Raw genomic sequence first — 16,749 nt, 5'->3', positions numbered from 1 at the left:
TAGAAGTGCGATGATTATGCTCGGAGCAGAAAGCTGATTTGAGTCCAAAACGATGGGGCGCGAATGACGGTTTTTGGCCGATTGCAGCCTGTCAGGGCTTCCTAAGTTTGATCTATCTCGAGCACCAGCACCCAACGGTTAAATGGCGCCGAGCCAGCCAAGCCCAGCACGTCAAAAAGAACCCATCTCCGAGTTCTTACCGAAAAAGCCTGTACGGTTTGCCCAGCGGTAACGCTCTGTGCGTTGCTGGTCGATATGACCTCACCAGACGTGCTTCCAATGTAAGGCGAATTTCCAGGGTCAAGCATGCCGACTTGCAACATCCCGCAGGCGTCCGGAAGGTCCAGAGACAATGTTTCACCCGCTTCCAGACGCCCTACGACCACTCCATCAATAAAGATTGCCAGCGGGATAGCCTGGCCATAGGCGCTATGAAACAGTCCTTTTTTCCGTTTAATCGTGATTTCCATGTACTGTCCTTAAGGTGCTCACCACACAGAGTCTAGGTGCATTTTTACGGCGCACTGCGAGAGAGTGGACTGGAGTCCGAAACTCCTCTACTTAATTAGACAGGTGGAATGGCCGGTGTTGGCCGAAAGCAGACCCTGAACTACATAGGTAAAGCCGGGAGTTTAGACCTGCTCCGGAGTTCATCGATTTCATGGGAAGCAAAGTCGCCAAATCGTAACTCCCGCATACGACGATTCGGCGAGCAGTCCGCTAGTGACTGGAATTTCTGTTATTTAACGAGGGCACGGTGCTTCGCGGTCGAGGAGTCTTGCCGTCATCAGCACGCCCAATTCGCTCAGTTGGTGAATCGCCAGTGCAATGTCACGGTGCTTACCGCTGAGGTCTTCCGAGAGGTCGAGCAGAAGAGTACCGAGAAAGGGGACAGATTTATTTTTACCAGAAATAAATCTGTCCCCTTTTTCCCCACGGCGCCGCGCCGGGTGACGAGCTGGCCCCAGGGCAAGTGGATATCGAAGTCGCCCAACACGGCGAAACCGTGCTGCTGGTCGACGACGAATCCACCGTGCGCATGCTGCTTGCCGATGTACTGGGGGAGCTGGGTTACACCGTGATCGAAGCGGCAGACAGCGCGGCACGGCTGAAGTTGTTGAGGTCGGATGTGCATATTGATTTGCTGGTGACGGATGTGGGGTTGCCGGGCGGGATGAATGGGCGGCAGATGGCTGAGGCGGGGATGGAGCTGAGGCCGGGGTTGAAGACGTTGTTTATTACGGGGTATGCGGAGAATGCGGTGATAGGGTATGGGCAGTTGGGGGCGGGGATGGGAGTTTTGACGAAGCCGTTTGCGGTGGAGGTTTTGGGGGGAGGGTTCGGGAGTTGTTGGGGAGGTAGGGACGTGTTTAATTAAGATTAGCCAGCCCCATGTCGTTGCTAGCTAATAAACGCCGCTTAGCGCTAAACGGCATTAATACCAAAAAGTCTAAATTGACGGCGTTTTATTTATGCAAGCGGAATAAAATGAACCCAAGGCGAGCGGCCCAACTTTATTCAAAATAACGATCCTTGATGTTGTCTCGTACCTAAAGTTTCGAGTGGAATGCCATAGAGTGAACTCATGCCGTTGCGGAAATCTTTAATGCCTCCATAGCTAGGGTGACGAATGGCAATGACTTCAACTTCAAACCGGTTTGCGTAGTTAAATGCGTCCTGGCCAATTGCAACTACCCTGCGCACTTTTAGCCATTTGATCAACATGCCATTTAAAACGTCGACTTGTTGGAGTTCACGAGCTGTGAATTTACGGTTAGTAAAAGGATTGCCCGGTTCATGGGGGTGGAATGGGAAAACGTTCCATAGCAGTGGTGGCAGCTCAAGTGAGCGCAATACTGACCAAATTTCCGAGGCGGTACGTTCAGAAACTGCCGGGCCCCTCGTTGCCTGCTTGAAGTTTGAACCGGGATAGCGCTGCGTCATTTCAGGGAGGTGGTATTCGTCCGTAAGTGCCAAACCGGTTCTTCTTCCTCCGCGGTACCCGAGGTCGCGTCCCATCCAAATGGTGTCCACACCAATTTCTAACGCTGCCTTCAGATACCCACGAAGATTTCGTCGGCGTGCAGACGCAGCATCGGCGCGATCATGGACCGGACAGGTATCGGCATAGGGATTGAATACGTTGTCTAATTTCAGTTCTGACAGGGCATTCACAAAAGCTGTTGGGGTCATGGGATCAATTCTTCGCGGGAGGAAAAAAATCAATAGTGTGCTTGAGCACGTCGACTTTCACGGTCCCTCCACGATGCTCCTGCAACTGTAGGAAAACACTAAAGCCCTCAACTATAGCTTTTTCCCACTGCCAAAGCTGACAAATTTGGACCTCATAACCCTGTACCATGCTGCTTATTTGCTTGAGAACGCGATAATCTAAGCCTCGGCGCCGTTCGTCGGTATAAAATTCCTGCTCCTTCGCATGGTTAAAAATCCACGTCGCGATGCCTTCTTCGATAATCATTGCGCGGGCACCATCTTCATTCTCATCCGTCTTCGGATTCGATTTGCGCTTACGCTTGAGCAACCCTCTCAGAACTGGTGACCATCCTAGAAATGCCAAATAAGCAAGATGAAAAACATCATGGAATCGATAGTCATCAGGCTCATTACTATTATCTGTTAATCGATCCCCAATAAAAACACCATTCAGGCTCTGAACTACGTAGCCGTGTTTTCTATCGCCTCTTTCAGTGAACGTTATTTCAAGTGTTGGAGGAAACTGTTCATGCTCAGCATATCCTGCATCAAATGGGGCCGGATAAAGCCCATCTTCCCCTGGCCACCGACTATGGATTTTTGCCAGGTTGGAGCGAGCTACGTCTTCTAGTCTCAGATCAAAGCTGGCGCAGGTGATAGCTAGTTCGGCGAGATGTAGTCCCATGTTTTCGGCCCGGATATGAGGAACCATAGATTGGTATTCTGCGAAAGAAGTATTAGCTAAAATACCAACATGATACGCCAGGTATCCAAGTTGGGATGAACGGTTGATAGAGCCAGGAGTTCTCCGGATCTCCATCAAACTATCAATGTGACGAAAGGTTACTGGCTCCATGGGGTCCTGTTCGGACTCTTGATATTTTACGCGCAGTGACCTGATACATTGATCGCCGATTTGGTTGGCGTCTACATTCAGAAAACCCGCAATGTTTACTAGATACCAAAGGGCGTCGCCAAGCTCTTCACCAGCTAAATCGGTCTCTGTGGCTGCAAGTTTGTCGCGTCCGGACTTTTTAAGTGCAGATAAAAGTCCGCCAATTTCACCGAAGTATCCGAATATTATTTTTTGAAATCCATCCTCATCTTGTTGGAACTGATTGGTAGCATAAGCTTTGAGTTTGTAGTCATGAATAGAGAGTGGAGCAGGCTGGCGCACAGGCTTAGACATGGAAATTTCCTTTCTCCATTTATTGCGCCTCTCATAAGGCTAAGGCGTTCGGTGTTGCTGGTGGTGCTGAGTTTATTAGATATACAGCTTTTGTGTGTTGATATTTTAAGTTTGATGATGTTTTTTTGGTTGTTTGTTCTTGGAGTGGTGATTAGTGGGTTTAATGATCTTTTGCTCGATTGTGCGTGATTATCTAGACTTTACGAACGATAAATTATAGTGAGCACGCAGCGTATGCTGAGCCTAGGGCCAGCATGCCGGGCGCCCGAGATTTCCTCTTTGAGGGAGATTAATAAACCACTCTGTCACACTATTTCTGGCAGAGTCTGAGAAGACTGATCTGTAGTTTCTTCCGTTTGGAACTAGATCGTCTCCGTCAAGGTTGCGCAAATTAGGCGGCATTATTGGCGCATTCGCCCCCCAATAGACAAAATCCGTGCCGATCAACACATTGTCTGAACCAGTGTCTCGCGCCAAGTTTTCGGCGTGTACCATGCCATCGTCGAGACTGTGATGAGAGTCCTCTTGTATCCATTGGTTATTTTCAATGTGATAAATATTGTCTCCATATGCTGCTGATCTACTAGTATAGAAATTCACTTTTTTCAGAGAGAATCTAGGGTCGTTCCAATATTGCTGAAATGTCATTTTTTCTGAAATTCTCATGGCAAAGATTATTTTGCCTTGCATATTTAGCTCTGCGCTTCCGCAGCCAATTATAAGATCTCCTACTTGTGCGCCTCTCCTTATCTGGGGCTTACATGTGGCAAGTGTACAGACCCCGTGAAAAGGGTTTGGGGCGAAGCCATAATCTCTTGAAAGTTTATATGAGTAGATTCTTGGCAAGTTACTCATTGGCATTTGATCCTTTGGATTTCGCGCTTCCCGTCTGCAGATCCGTTAGGGGTTTCCCAAACCTTTCTACCTTTAAATGCGTCTGCTACCCCGGGACTTCCGATGCACACGACTGAAAAAGCTATGTCATCGAAGATCTGTGGCAGGGCATGGATGTTCTCCACGACAGCAATAATTCTGTTTCCCTGGCTGCAGGCGTAGCCAGCAGCATTAATCACGTCAACGGATTCCTGATTAGGAATGAGAAATACGCAAATTTCCGCGTTCTCAATGCAGCTTCTCACCGCTTCAGGAACACTGCGGCTTCCAGCTTGAGCTGCCTCAACCACCTCTTGATCAGCTGACGCCGTACACACGTTGAATCCTTCCTCCGTGAGCTGCGCAGTAATAGGCGGTACTTCTTTTTCTAAACCAAAGGTGAAAACGAGGCAGGCCTTTCTATTCAACATGATTAATTCCTTTTTTGGTTGAATTCCCGAGTTTGTATTTGAACAGTGAATCTTGGTTGCAAGTACGATATGGGTCTATCGTACCGATGCATGCCTGGTAAATTACGTACTTGATACTCTAGTTACTTTGATGTGAAATCTAGCGCATGATGGCAGTTTGCTACAAGTGGGTTACGAAAAAAGTGTGGGCATTCGGGGGAGGCGTTCTGAACGTTTGTGATCTAGGTATTTGATTTTCAAGAAGAACCACTGAAAAGTTTCCACTTTTCATGATTTTTTGAAATTTTATGTGGAAATGTGTATGTCAAAAAAGAACCTTCTGACAGTTTTATCAGTTTTTGGTCCCTACAACCTAATTCGTATGGACAGCTATCCATTGGTTGCTTAGGATTTTCTGTCCTTGTCAAAGGGTGAATCGCCAAATCGTCTGATGCGGCAGGCGACGATCCAGCGACCAAGCGTGAGAGTGCGATGAGTGGAAAAATAATCAGCCAATACAAGGCGCTTCACGTTCTAGTAGTTTGGCTGTCATGAGCACACCCAACTCACTCAGTTGATGAATGGCCAACACAATATCGCGGTGCTTACCGCTCAGATTTTCGGACAGGTCAAGCAGCAGCGTACTAACTGAGCTAAACGTTTCGTAGCTGTTGGTAATGAGAGCTTCGTTACTGGCGTCTGGGGCTACACAAAAGAGCGCCGTCGAATCCGATGAACCTTCAAACATGTTTGCATTCCTGTTTTTAGGCCACCACCCCTCAGCTACTAAACAAAAGGGAGGTAGCTGTACGCAGGTTAGTAGACCGGGGAATCCAAACGAAAGCCGGCGCGCCCGGAGGCGCCCTGCGCACAGCCACCATCAAGTGCAGACGGGAGGTCTGACTGACTGAATCTTGTGCACTTTGTCTGGCATTACCATCAGGCTACTAAACCTGATCACCGAAAAATTCAGCGACCGCGCAACCATAGATTCCACCACCCCAGCGCACAAGCCGGCGGATTCTGACGCAGGCGTAGGCAATCGGGCAACCCAATCCCCAGCTTTGGGAAATGTCCTAGGACATCGCCCTCACACCGTCACCACCACCTTGCCCACCTGCTGGTTCGCCTCCAAATACCGATGTGCGTCCTGCACCTCATCCAACGCAAACGTCTTCGCAATCACCGGCGCCAACGCGCCCGACGCGAGCCCATCCAAAATAAACGCCTTGGCCCGCGCCAACGCAGCCGGGTCTGCGACGATCTCGGCGTACAAATACCCCTTGAGCGTCAAACATTTCCCCAACACGGTAAACAACGGAAACGGCGTCGGCTCGGAACTTAGTGCGCCGTACTCCAGCAAGATCCCGCCCTGAGCCATGCTTTGGGTGAGTGCTTCAAAGCCCGGCCCGCCGATAGGGTCGAACACCACGCGGGCGCCTTTGCCGTCGGTCAGTTGCATCACGCGTTGCACCAGGTCTTCTTCGTCGCTGACGATGACGTGGTGGGCGCCGGCATCGAGCAGGGCTTGTTGTTTGGCGCGGGTACGGGTGACGGCGATGGCGGTGGCGCCGACGCTGCGGGCGATCTGGAAGGCGGCGAGGCCGACGCTGCTGGAGGCGGCGGTGACCAGTACGAAGTCGCCTGTGGTGAGTTTGGCTTGTTCGACCAGGGCACCCCAGGCGGTGACGTATTGCATCCACGAGGCGGCGGCTTGGACGAAGCTGAGGTTGTGCGGGTGTTTGACGGTGAGGTGGGCGGGCACGTTGGCGACTTCGCCGTAGGTGCCCCAGCGGGCGATGTCGAGCGGTGGGATGACGCTGACGGCGTCGCCCACTTGGAGGTCGATGACGTCGGCGCCGACTGCGGTGACCACGCCGGCCGCTTCGTAGCCCAAGCGGCTGGGGAATTCGGCTTCTTGCAGGTAGGCGTGGTTGCGGAACATGACTTCGGCGCGGTTGAGGCCGAAGGCTTTGACGTCGATTTGCACTTCATCGGCGGCGGGGGCAGGGACGTCGATGTCTTCGAGTTTCAAGACGCTGGCGTCGCCGTAGGCGTGGATTCGGACAATGCGTGGCATGGGGGGCCTCGGTGTTGATCGATGAGGCGTTCAATGTAGGCCACTCCAATCGCCAGTGCCAACATAGCGCCACTGGGCTGGGTCGATGCGCTGAGCAAGGTGCCGAACAGTGGCCAGGGGGGAAGTAACTTATCGATATCACGGCTTTGTGGGCAGGGTCATGAAAGAAATGGGCGCGCTCCCGTATCATCCGGTGCCTCGCAAGCGCATCAGGAGAGCGGCATGTGGATTGGCCATCGGTTCGAGCGTACCGCGCAAGATGACGTGCTCATCCACTCCCACAACAGGGTACAGAGTGGTGCTGTGTGGCTGGTGGGCGGGCTGGCCGTGAGCGTGCCTTTGTCGTTTGTGGTGTGTGGAATCATTGAAGGGTATTTGCCGCTGGTCGGCCTGGACCCACTGTCCTCGCTGCTGATCGTGCTCGCGTTGCTGTTGATGCCTGCCCTTGGCCTGTTCCTGATGTTTTACACCGGCATTCGCGAGATCTTGCGCCTGTCGCGGCACGACGGCGAAGGCCAACGTCTGACCCGCAATGCCTTTGGGCGCCGTGAGCGTGTGCGTCAGGCCTTTCGGCTCGACCACCCCAGCCATCTCGAACTGCGCCGCCGTCCGCAGGCCGAGCCGGTCTACACCCAGCTGTGGCTGGTGATGCGCGATGGCACCGAGCACCGCCTGACCACCGACAACGTTCCGGTAGTGCCGGGCAGCCCACGCACCGAGCGGTGGCTGGTGGAGTTGGCTGGCTATCTGAATGTGGCGGTGCCGTCCGACGTGATCGATGCATCGGCGCCGCGCAAGCCGCCGCCCTATCGGCCTGCTCCATCCCCGGCCAAGGTCGCCCGTGCGCGAAAAGAAAAAGAGCCTGCTTCTTTACCTGAATCGACCGAAACCATCGGCAGGCCCGCACGGGGTCTACTGGGCTTGCTGGGTGCGTTTCTGGGGGTGTTGGAGCTGTCGCAGGTCTTCGCACTGGTGCCCGCCTTGTTGACCGGGCGGCTGCGGGTCAGTGGGTTTCGATCACGTGCAACGACCTTCGACTGGGCCGATCACCCTGTGAGCTTTTCATTCAACCTGTTTATCGGTGTCGTCGAGGTGGTGATCATTGGCTACATCGCCTGGGCCTGTCTGCGTATTGCGATTCAAGGCCGGTTCAAGTCCGGCCCCTGAGTGCGATTTGCGCAAAAGCCGCCCCTTTCTATGCCAGCCGGTCTACCATGCCCTCCCGGCAGTGGTTCCACGCGCTACCGATCTCTCTCTCGCAAGGTATTGCCCATGTCCATCGACCAAATCTCCCTGCCGAAAGGCGTAGGCCCCCACGCCAGCAAGCTCTTCGACGCCATCACCGGTGCCGCCACCCACGAAGCACTCAACCGTGCCGGCGGTAAAGCCGAAGGGTTTGTGCTCGGGCTGGAGTCCACCAAGGCCATCAAAAGCCAGATCGCCGAGTCGTTGTATGTGATTTACGACGACGCGGCGACTCACCGTGCAGGTGAATTGAAAGGCTGATACAGCGTGGTTCCAAGGAGTGCATATGACATTGACCGTCGAAACCCTGCTCAACCTGGCCATGGCCAACCCCATCAACGCCGAGATCACCGCGCGCCTGCCTGACCTCGGGGTGGACCAATGTTTCCTCACGGCGGGCTGCCTGTTCCAGGCGGTGTGGAATCATCAGTCGAACTTGCCTGCTGCCCAGGGCGTAAAGGACTACGACGTTTTCTACTTTGATACGGACTTGTCCTACGAGGCCGAGGATAGGGTAATCCGTGCGGCCGAGCAGTTGTTCCAGGACCTGGGCGTGAATGTGGAAGTGAAGAACCAGGCGCGGGTTCATCTTTGGTACGGCGAGCGCTTCGGCCGGCCTTATCTACAGTTGCACACGGCCAAGCAGGGGATTGACCGGTATCTGGTAGCGGGCACCTGCATCGGCCTGGAGATTGCCACGGGCGAGTTGTATGCGCCGTATGGGTTGGAAGACATCGCACAGGGCGTGCTGCGCATCAACCCGCTGCATCCGGAGCCAGCGTTGTTTGCGCAGAAGGCCAGAAGTTATCAGGCGCGCTGGCCTTGGCTGCGGATCGTGGAGCCGGGTTCAGCCCAGTAAGCCTCCCAGTACGCCGCAGCCGGCAACGACCAGCCAGGGTGGCAAGCGCCATACCATCAGTGATGTCAGGGCGACCACTGCCAGGCTGAAGTCCAGCGCAGTGAAAATCGCGCTGGTCCACACCGGCTGGTACAACGCCGCCAGCAATAGCCCCACCACCGCCGCATTCACCCCGGCCAGTGCAGCCTGGGTGCGTGGACTGCGGCGCAAGCTGGCCCAAAAGGGCAGGGCGCCGAAGAGCAGCAGAAACGACGGTGCGAAGATCGCCAGGAGGCCGACCGTGCCGCCCAGCCAGCCGGTCGGGGCGTGGTTCATCGAGGCGCCGAGGAAGGCGGCGAAGGTGAACAGCGGGCCAGGTACGGCCTGGGTGGCGCCGTAGCCGGCGAGGAAAACGTCGTTGCTTACCCACTGCGGCGCCACCACGTCGGCTTGCAGCAGAGGCAACACCACGTGACCGCCGCCGAATACCAGTGAGCCGGTGCGATAAAAGGCATCCACCAGGGCCAGGGTGGGATTGGGCAGCCAGTTGACCAGGACCGGCAAGCCCACCAACGCAATCACAAACAGCCCCAGCCACAGGGCGCCTGCGCGGCGGTTGATGGCGATTGGCAGCGCGTCATGCTCGGCGCCGGGTTCGAGCTTGAACAGCAACAGGCCGGCCACGCTTGCTGCGATGATCACACCGACCTGGCCCCAGGCAGACGGCGCCAGCAGTGCCACGCCTGCAGCAATCAGCATCAGCGTGAAACGCGCCACGCCCCGGCACAAGTTGCGTGCCATACCCCAAACCGCCTGGGCCACCACGGCCACGGCGACGACTTTGAGGCCATGCAACGCACCGGTGGGGATTACGGCACCGTAGTGCGCAAGACCCAGGGCGAACAGGATCAGCGCAATGGCCGATGGCAACGTGAAACCGGCCCAGGCCGCAACGGCACCGCCGTAACCCGCGCGGGACAGGCCTAGGGCGATGCCGACCTGGCTGCTGGCCGGGCCGGGCAGAAATTGGCACAACGCAACCAGTTCGGCGTAACTGCGCTCGCTCAGCCAGCGTCGCCGTGTGACGAACTCATGCCTGAAATAGCCGAGGTGCGCAATCGGGCCGCCGAAGGAGGTGAGGCCCAATCGCAGGAAGATCAGGAACACCTTCCAAGGATGGGTAGAGGGGTGAGCCAAAGTGAGGGGTCTCGCTCATGACAAATCGGGCTAACGTGCGAGCACCTTAGCGAAATTTGATGACGTGAAGAAGCGGTGTCGGTTTGCCCGATGTGCCGCTTTGATTGAATTTTTGCCCGCGCGCTTGAGTCATTTAAGCAGGCACGGAAAAAGCCGGCCCTTCACAACCGCTGACTACAGCCAAGGACAGACGATGACTTTCTTTATTTTTCTGCTGGCTTGTGCCGCCGCCGCGAGCACCGGCCTTATTTTCAAGCCGGGTGCCTGGTACGAATCCCTGGTCAAACCCAGCTTCACCCCACCTAATTGGTTGTTCCCGGTGGCGTGGACGATCATTTATCTGCTGCTGGCCTGGGCCGGTTACCGTCTCAGCCTGATCCCTGGCAGCCAAATGGTGTTGGCGCTGTGGGCGGCGCAGATAGCGTTGAACACCTTGTGGACGCCGGTGTTCTTCGGCGCCCATCGCATCCTCGCGGGGATGGTGATTCTGGCAGTGTTGTGGTTGACCGTCGCGACGATGGTGGTGCTGGCGGTGCAGTTGGACCTGATCACCGGCTTGATTCTGTTCCCGTACCTGGCGTGGCTTTGTGTGGCGGCGGCGCTCAACTTCTCGATTCTGCGGAATAACCGCTGATGGCCGTTAAAGCCTGGCCCGCCAGCGAGCCTGAACGGGCCGAGATGCGCCGCTTCAATCAAAAGCTTGCCTGGTTGCCGCGCTTCAAGATCCGCAATCGCGTCACGCCGCGTTTGATCCAGGCGCTGTTGCGGGTCAGTCAAAAGATCAAGCAAGCGCCTTTGGCTGACACCCACTACGTCGACTCGGTCCCCGTGCGCATCCTGCGCCCCGGCGGCAAGCCCAAGGGCGTGGTGCTGGATATCCACGGTGGCGGCTGGGTGATCGGCAATGCGCAGATGGATGACGACCTCAACCTGGGCATGGTCAACGCCTGCGACGTGGCGGTGGTGTCGGTGGATTATCGGCTGGCGGTCGACACGCCGGTCGAAGGGCTGATGGACGACTGCCTGGCGGCCGCGCGGTGGCTGCTCACCACTGAGGAATTTGCCGGCCTGCCGGTGATCGTCGTCGGCGAATCGGCGGGCGGGCACCTGGCAGCGGCGACGTTGCTGGCGTTGAAGCAATGGCCCGCGCTGCTCCAACGGGTGAGCGGGGCGGTGTTGTATTACGGCGTCTACGACTTGACCGGGACACCCAGCGTGCGCGCGGCGGGGCCCGACACCTTGTTGCTGGACGGCCCGGGTATGGTCGAGGCGCTGCGCCTGCTCACGCCGGGGTTGAGTGATGACGCGCGTCGGTTGCCGCCGCTGTCACCCTTGTATGGCGACTTCGAAGGCCTGCCCCCGGCGTTGATGTTCGTGGGGGAACTGGACCCGTTGAGGGATGACACGCTGTTGATCGCTGAGCGGTGGCCGGGAGCTGAGGCGCATTTGTTGCCGGAGGCGGCGCATGGGTTTATTCATTTTCCGGTGGTGATGGGGAAGGAAGTGCTTGCCTATAGCCGTGAGTGGATAAGCCAGCGAGTGAACGGGGAAGTACTCAACCTTCCATCGTCCGAGTAATCTTTCGCCTTTCAATACAGCGCCAAGGAAACAACGTGCCTGTGAACGCACTGAGTCTACGCCCGGCGATCGTCACTGACCTCCCGTCAATCTACCGAGGGGAGCTGGCCTACATCCAACAGTGGGAGCCCACTCACGAAGCCGGTTGGCGCTCCAAGGTGGAGCACAACCTCGCTCTGTGGGTCGATAACTTCGAGCTGCTCACGGTAGCGATGCTTGACGGTGAATTTGTCGGGTATTCGTTATGGAGACCCGAGGACAGTTTCGCCGAGCTCTACACGATCAATGTCAGTGAAGCTTATCGACGCAAGGGGATAGGTCGGGCATTACTGGATGCCTATGGGGTTGCGGCGCTGGGCAGCGGCTGCACTCACCTGAGTTTAAGCGTGCGCCCAGACAACCCCGCCCGGCTGATGTATGAATGTGCAGGGTTTATCGCGGTGGGGACAGACTCCCATGGCTACCTTCGCTATGAGCGCGCAAATGGATTGGGAACTTAAAAATTGATCGATGAGTCAGGTTAATCAGTTGCTCTTATTCTATAAAAAGGACTCCCCCGTGCACGAATACACCCTCAACTACCTGTTCAACGACGAGCCCCGCACCCATGTGTTCGAACTCAAGCAACCCCAATTGCAGGTGCATGAAGCGGCGTTGCACCTGCTACAGCTGCATTTTGGCGACGCCGAGAATGGCTTGATCCTGCCGCCCGCGGATGCGAGCCCGGATGAAATTCTGGAGCAGGCGCAGGTGGTGGGGATTACACAGATAGCCGTTGCATGAGTTCAAGCCCGATCATTCAGGTGGCCACTGCGGCGGATATCCTGAGGTATTGAGATTCGTGCTGCAAGCCCGTGCCGAGCTTTTCCCCAAGCTCAGCGCGACGGGGATGCCGGTGGACTTGGCGCAGTTCGAGGCGATCTATCTGCAGGGCGATGGGCAATTTCTGCTGGCCCGCGATGAGGGCGAGATAGTCGCTGCGATTGGCTACCTACCCTATGACGGGCGTTTCCCGCAGTTGGATTACTAGGGCCGCAAGACTGTGGAGGTGGTGCGCCTGTTTGTGCTGCCGGCGTTCCGCCGCTTTGGTCTGGCGGGCGAGTTGTACCGTGCGCTGGAGGCGCAGGCCAAAGCAGATCGGGTCGCGGTGATGTACCTGCACACCCATCCGTTTTTGCCGGGGGCGATTGATTTTTGGCTGCGGCAGGGGTTCGAGGTGGTGGATGTGGACACGGACCCGGTGTGGCGCACGACGCATATGCAACGCATCCTCTAACACCACCACCCACTGTAGGCGCGGGCTCCTACAGTGGGACGCGTTGATCAGTTTGGGCGTAGCCGCAATATCTGCGCCCCATCAAACGGGTCCGTCAGGTAATGCGCCTGCACCCCGAACGTCTCCTGCAAGCGCTGCGGCGTCAGCACCTCCAGTGGTTTGCCCAGCGCCACCAACCGGCCATGATCCAGCACCGCCAGCCGATCACAGGTCAATGCCTGGTTCAGATCATGCAGGGCAATCAAGGTGGTGACGGGCAACCCTTGCACGCCCTTCAAAATGCCAAGCTGATGCTGGATATCCAAATGATTGGTCGGCTCATCCAGCAACAGGATCTGCGGCCGCTGTGCCAACGCACGGGCGATGTGCACGCGCTGGCGCTCACCGCCCGAGAGGCTGCGCCAGGCGCGATGGCTCAGGTGGGTGGCGTCGACGTCGTGCAGCGCCTGGTTGACGATGGCGTCGTCCTCGCAGGACCAGGGGCTCAGCGCCGACAGCCACGGTGTGCGGCCCAGCGCTACGGCGTCGAACACGCGGATGGCGTCGTCGGTGTCGGCCTGCTGTTCCACTACCGCCAGTTGCTGTGCGATGGCGCGGCGCGATAGCTTGCCAAGGCGCTGGCCGCCTAACAGGACTTCGCCGGACGCTGGCGTGCGCAGGCCGGCGAGCAGCTTGAGCAAGGTGGATTTGCCAGAACCATTGGGACCGACAATCCCCAGTGTTTCACCTGGCTGAACCTCCAGATGAATGTCGCTCAGCAACTGCGCCTCGCGCACTTTAAAACCCAATCCTGCGCAGCTCAGCACGGTCATCGCGCATTCCTCCGGCCAATGAGGATCAGCGCAAACACCGGCGCACCGACCAGCGCGGTGACCACGCCGACCGGAATCACCTGGCCTTTGATCAGGGTGCGTGACAGCACATCCGCCGCAATCAAGAACAACGCGCCGCCCAACGCACTGGCCGGCAGCAAGCGCGAGTGCCCGGTGCCGAGCAGCAGGCGCACGGCGTGGGGAATCACCAATCCGACAAAACCGATGGAGCCGACAATCGACACCATCACCGCCGTCACCAGCGCCGCGCAGCCCACCAATACAAACTGCACCCGGCGCACCGGAATGCCGAGGGAGGCCGCCGAGTCGCTGCCGAAGGTAAACGCATCCAGCGCCCGACGGTGCCACAGGCACACGGCCAACCCGCCAATCGCCACTGGCACCGCCAGCCACACCGAAGGCCAGCGCACGCCGCTGAGGTTGCCGAGCAGCCAGAACATGATGCCGCGCGCCTGTTCGGAACTGGCGGATTTGGTGATCAGGAACGCGGTGAGTGCATTGAACAACTGCGACCCGGCAATGCCCGCCAGAATGATCTGGCCGGTGCCGCTGGCCGAACCGCTGGCGCGCGCGAGCAGGATCACCAGCGCAAACGCGGCCATGGCACCGACAAACGCGCCCGCCGACAACGAAATCAACCCGCCGCCCACACCGATCAACGCCACCAGCACCGCGCCGGTCGAGGCGCCGGCGCTGATGCCCAGCAGGTACGGATCGGCCAGCGGGTTGCGCAGCAGCGATTGCAGGATCACGCCACACGTCGCCAGCCCGGCGCCACACGCCGCGGCGACCAGGGCGCGGGTGAGGCGGTAGTTCCACACCACGCCTTCGTCGATGGGGTCGAGCGCATAACCGGCGGCCCACAGTTTGTTCGCGAGTACCTGCAGTACCACGTGCGGCGAGATGGCGGTTTCGCCGATGGCCACGCCCGCGAGGACGGCGGCTAATAGCAGGGCCAGGGCGAGCAGGGTGTGGATCACGCTGGTATTCATGGGTGCAGATCGTAGCCGTCGATGGCCGTGGCCAGTTGTTCAAGGCCGTCGAACGTGCGGATGCTGGCCTGCAGCGCCAGGGCGTCGAGGATGATGATGCGGTTGTTTTTCACCGCGTCCATGTTGCGGGTCACCGGATCGCTGCGCAGGAAGGCGAGTTTCTTTTCATGGTCGTCGGCGGGGTAGCGGCGGCGGTCCATGCGCGCGATCACCAGCACGGTCGGGTTGGCCTTGGCGAGGGTTTCCCAGCCGACGGCGGGCCACTCTTCGTCGGACTGTACGACGTTATGCAAGCCGAGGGTTTCCAGCATAAATTGCGGAATACCCTTGTGGCCGGCCACATAAGGGTCGCTGGCCATCTCGGAACTGGAGAACCACACCAAGGCGCTGGCTTGCTTGAGGCCCTTGCTTTGCACGGTGGCGACGGATTTGGCCAGGCGCGCCTTGAGTTCTTCGTTCAGCTGTTGGCCGCGTGCCTGCACGTCGAAGATCTCGGCGAGTTGGCTGATGCTTTTATAAATGGTTTCGATACGGAACGGCTCCAGCCGCGTGCCGTCGGCACCGACCAGGTTGTCCTTGCCTTCGCAGTCCGAAGGCAACAGGTAGGTGGGGATCTTCAGCTCATGAAATTGCTCGCGGGTGCCAACCACGCCTTGCGGCCCGACCACCCATTCCAGCTCGGCGGCCACCAGTTGCGGGCGTTTGGCGATCACGGCCTCAAAGCTTGGCTCATTGTTGGCCAGGCGCTCGATGCTGTCGTTCTGCGCTTTGTACTGTGGCAGTACGCTGTTGAACCACAGCGAGGTGCCGACCACTTTATTGCCCACGCCCAGGGCGTAGAGCATTTCGGTGGCGGCCTGGCCGATGGTCACGCTGCGGGCCGGCGCTTGCTGGAAGGTGAGGTGGCTGCCGCAGTTTTCCACGGTCAACGGATAGTGAGTGGGCGCGGCCTGGGCCAGGGCACAGAAACCCAGGCCAGCGAGCAGGGCGGTAACACGTGGCAGCATGGGGCAATCTCCGAGTGAACCGTGCGTGCCATTCGGAAATACACCCTTAAGCGCTGCGAGAGCGACAGCAAGAATGTCCTTCCCGGACACCCCGCCGGTTAGTAATTGAGCTTGGGCCGGCAGGTCTCCTGACTGATGCGTCGTCGCCAGGCTCCGGCCTTCCCGGACAAGGTCCAGTGGCATCAGGGAGCAGGCTCAGCACCTACAGTTGCGGGGGCAGTTCCGATTGGCACGGCTGTACCGCGCTTCGGATTCCCTATTAGTCCCGTTCGGGAACCGGCGCGGTATGGTAGTCGATCACGCGGTTGAACGGGAGGCCGTGAACTCAACGGTAGCTCTCTGGCAGTGAGGCTCCTATGATGCTCAGCCCATGGATCGCTTTATCACAAGGAATACACCGTGAAATCATTTGTCGCGCTCGTCCTTATCGCCACCCTGGCCGGTTGTGCCACGCAAGGTAAATCCGAACAGCAGATTCTCGACGAGGCCACCACCGCCTATGTCAAGTCGATGCCGGCCGACTCAGACAAGCTTCGCTTGCACACGATGAGCATCCCCAAAAGCGGTATGTTCGGCGACACCCTGGCGATTTCCATGGCCGGCGACCAAAACGCTGCCAGCCTCAGGGGCGAATTGCTGAATACCAAGCGCTTGGGCGATGTGTTCTTTTTAATCATGGGGGCTGGCACGCCGGTCGACGTTGCGGTGATCGGCAAAGCCGTCGAAGGGCAGGATTTGAAGGGTCTGCAGATTTACTACTCGGGCACCGATGCGCAGAAGGAAAACGTGCGTGCGGCGGTTGAGAAGTCGCAGGCGCAGTTTCATTACATCAATGCGCAATGAGGGGGCGGCCAAAGGGCGCAGGTATCTACACCACGCGGGGTACGGCGCTGGCGGCTTGACGGCCGGCTGCAATCTTACTGTTACTCCCGTGATCCAGAATGTGGGAGCTGGCTTGCCTGCGAAGGCGGCCTGACGGCTAACCCGGCGTCCTGCCGGGTTACCCACGGATTCAAG

At 57.7% G+C, this 16,749-nt stretch carries 19 protein-coding genes, 3 pseudogenes and 1 riboswitch; of the genes and pseudogenes, 10 read left to right on the top strand and 12 right to left on the bottom strand.

The window, feature by feature from the left end:
* Nucleotides 1–101: 101 nt before the first annotated feature.
* The gene (locus tag U367_RS0112110; RefSeq protein ID WP_028617158.1) at nucleotides 102–470 is read right to left on the bottom strand and encodes a hypothetical protein; all 369 of its coding nucleotides are present in this window, start codon (nucleotides 468–470) and stop codon (nucleotides 102–104) included.
* Between the two features lie 273 nt (nucleotides 471–743).
* Nucleotides 744–881, bottom strand: a pseudogene (locus U367_RS1000000132350) (DUF6124 family protein); the annotation flags it as partial.
* Between the two features lie 56 nt (nucleotides 882–937).
* Between U367_RS1000000132350 and U367_RS0112105 the strand changes: the two are divergent.
* Nucleotides 938–1,362: pseudogene (locus U367_RS0112105) on the top strand (response regulator); the annotation flags it as partial.
* Nucleotides 1,363–1,518: 156 nt separating this feature from the next.
* Here U367_RS0112105 and U367_RS1000000130850 read toward each other — a convergent pair.
* From U367_RS1000000130850 to U367_RS0112085, 6 genes are all read right to left on the bottom strand, one after another.
* Nucleotides 1,519–2,193, bottom strand: a complete 675-nt coding sequence (locus U367_RS1000000130850) for a uracil-DNA glycosylase (RefSeq protein WP_073860021.1) — start codon at nucleotides 2,191–2,193, stop codon at nucleotides 1,519–1,521.
* A gap of 4 nt (nucleotides 2,194–2,197) precedes the next feature.
* Nucleotides 2,198–3,403, bottom strand: coding sequence for a hypothetical protein (locus U367_RS0112100; protein ID WP_028617156.1), 1,206 nt, complete (start codon nucleotides 3,401–3,403; stop codon nucleotides 2,198–2,200).
* Between the two features lie 243 nt (nucleotides 3,404–3,646).
* Nucleotides 3,647–4,258 carry an Nmad2 family putative nucleotide modification protein gene (locus U367_RS1000000132705; protein ID WP_161634121.1) on the bottom strand — a complete coding sequence of 204 codons (612 nt, stop codon included), beginning with the start codon at nucleotides 4,256–4,258 and terminating at the stop codon, nucleotides 3,647–3,649.
* Nucleotides 4,255–4,707 carry a hypothetical protein gene (locus U367_RS0112095; RefSeq protein WP_028617155.1) on the bottom strand — a complete coding sequence of 151 codons (453 nt, stop codon included), beginning with the start codon at nucleotides 4,705–4,707 and terminating at the stop codon, nucleotides 4,255–4,257. Before U367_RS0112095 ends, U367_RS1000000132705 begins: the two co-directional genes overlap by 4 nt.
* A gap of 487 nt (nucleotides 4,708–5,194) precedes the next feature.
* Nucleotides 5,195–5,434: a DUF6124 family protein gene (locus U367_RS0112090; RefSeq protein WP_028617154.1), complete on the bottom strand. Its 240-nt coding sequence runs from the start codon at nucleotides 5,432–5,434 to the stop codon at nucleotides 5,195–5,197.
* 342 nt (nucleotides 5,435–5,776) lie between these two features.
* Nucleotides 5,777–6,766 carry a zinc-dependent alcohol dehydrogenase family protein gene (locus U367_RS0112085; protein WP_028617153.1) on the bottom strand — a complete coding sequence of 330 codons (990 nt, stop codon included), beginning with the start codon at nucleotides 6,764–6,766 and terminating at the stop codon, nucleotides 5,777–5,779.
* A gap of 222 nt (nucleotides 6,767–6,988) precedes the next feature.
* On the opposite strand from U367_RS0112085, the gene U367_RS0112080 reads away from it, so the two are divergent.
* From U367_RS0112080 to U367_RS0112070, 3 genes are all read left to right on the top strand, one after another.
* On the top strand, nucleotides 6,989–7,933 hold the full coding sequence (locus U367_RS0112080; protein ID WP_028617152.1) for a hypothetical protein: 945 nt from the start codon (nucleotides 6,989–6,991) through the stop codon (nucleotides 7,931–7,933).
* A gap of 105 nt (nucleotides 7,934–8,038) precedes the next feature.
* Nucleotides 8,039–8,272: a hypothetical protein gene (locus tag U367_RS0112075; protein WP_028617151.1), complete on the top strand. Its 234-nt coding sequence runs from the start codon at nucleotides 8,039–8,041 to the stop codon at nucleotides 8,270–8,272.
* 25 nt (nucleotides 8,273–8,297) lie between these two features.
* Nucleotides 8,298–8,870 carry a nucleotidyltransferase family protein gene (locus U367_RS0112070; protein ID WP_028617150.1) on the top strand — a complete coding sequence of 191 codons (573 nt, stop codon included), beginning with the start codon at nucleotides 8,298–8,300 and terminating at the stop codon, nucleotides 8,868–8,870.
* On the opposite strand, the gene chrA is transcribed toward U367_RS0112070, so the two are convergent.
* A complete protein-coding gene (chrA, locus tag U367_RS0112065) occupies nucleotides 8,859–10,046 on the bottom strand; it encodes a chromate efflux transporter (protein ID WP_028617149.1) in 1,188 nt (395 codons plus the stop codon). The two genes, U367_RS0112070 and chrA, sit on opposite strands and share 12 nt — an antisense overlap.
* Before the next feature lie 193 nt (nucleotides 10,047–10,239).
* Here chrA and tspO point away from each other — a divergent pair, with 193 nt between their 5' ends.
* The 5 genes and pseudogenes from tspO (at nucleotide 10,240) to U367_RS01000000130065 (ending at nucleotide 12,900) form a co-directional block, all read left to right on the top strand.
* Nucleotides 10,240–10,680, top strand: coding sequence for a tryptophan-rich sensory protein TspO (tspO, locus tag U367_RS0112060; protein ID WP_028617148.1), 441 nt, complete (start codon nucleotides 10,240–10,242; stop codon nucleotides 10,678–10,680).
* Nucleotides 10,680–11,624 carry an alpha/beta hydrolase fold domain-containing protein gene (locus U367_RS0112055; protein WP_028617147.1) on the top strand — a complete coding sequence of 315 codons (945 nt, stop codon included), beginning with the start codon at nucleotides 10,680–10,682 and terminating at the stop codon, nucleotides 11,622–11,624. The genes tspO and U367_RS0112055 overlap by 1 nt, the downstream gene beginning before the upstream one ends.
* Before the next feature lie 41 nt (nucleotides 11,625–11,665).
* The gene (locus U367_RS0112050; protein ID WP_236639974.1) at nucleotides 11,666–12,124 is read left to right on the top strand and encodes a GNAT family N-acetyltransferase; all 459 of its coding nucleotides are present in this window, start codon (nucleotides 11,666–11,668) and stop codon (nucleotides 12,122–12,124) included.
* Nucleotides 12,125–12,182: 58 nt separating this feature from the next.
* Nucleotides 12,183–12,407, top strand: coding sequence for a hypothetical protein (locus U367_RS0112045; protein ID WP_028617145.1), 225 nt, complete (start codon nucleotides 12,183–12,185; stop codon nucleotides 12,405–12,407).
* Nucleotides 12,404–12,900, top strand: a pseudogene (locus U367_RS01000000130065) (GNAT family N-acetyltransferase). The gene U367_RS0112045 and the pseudogene U367_RS01000000130065 overlap by 4 nt, the downstream one beginning before the upstream one ends.
* Nucleotides 12,901–12,947: 47 nt before the next feature.
* Here U367_RS01000000130065 and U367_RS0112035 read toward each other — a convergent pair.
* From U367_RS0112035 to U367_RS0112025, 3 genes are read right to left on the bottom strand one after another with little or no spacing between them, the layout of a single operon-like run.
* A complete protein-coding gene (locus tag U367_RS0112035; RefSeq protein ID WP_028617144.1) occupies nucleotides 12,948–13,712 on the bottom strand; it encodes an ABC transporter ATP-binding protein in 765 nt (254 codons plus the stop codon).
* Nucleotides 13,709–14,713: a FecCD family ABC transporter permease gene (locus U367_RS0112030; protein WP_028617143.1), complete on the bottom strand. Its 1,005-nt coding sequence runs from the start codon at nucleotides 14,711–14,713 to the stop codon at nucleotides 13,709–13,711. The genes U367_RS0112035 and U367_RS0112030 overlap by 4 nt, the downstream gene beginning before the upstream one ends.
* An 8-nt stretch (nucleotides 14,714–14,721) precedes the next feature.
* A complete protein-coding gene (locus tag U367_RS0112025; RefSeq protein ID WP_028617142.1) occupies nucleotides 14,722–15,732 on the bottom strand; it encodes an ABC transporter substrate-binding protein in 1,011 nt (336 codons plus the stop codon).
* A gap of 101 nt (nucleotides 15,733–15,833) precedes the next feature.
* Nucleotides 15,834–16,028, bottom strand: a riboswitch (cobalamin riboswitch).
* 103 nt (nucleotides 16,029–16,131) lie between these two features.
* On the opposite strand from U367_RS0112025, the gene U367_RS0112020 reads away from it, so the two are divergent.
* Nucleotides 16,132–16,575 carry a hypothetical protein gene (locus tag U367_RS0112020; RefSeq protein WP_028617141.1) on the top strand — a complete coding sequence of 148 codons (444 nt, stop codon included), beginning with the start codon at nucleotides 16,132–16,134 and terminating at the stop codon, nucleotides 16,573–16,575.
* Nucleotides 16,576–16,749 lie beyond the last annotated feature (174 nt).

The organism is Pseudomonas canadensis (assembly GCF_000503215.1).
Classification (GTDB): Bacteria; Pseudomonadota; Gammaproteobacteria; order Pseudomonadales; family Pseudomonadaceae; genus Aquipseudomonas; species Aquipseudomonas canadensis.
This window is presented reverse-complemented; position numbering and strand designations above follow the sequence as displayed.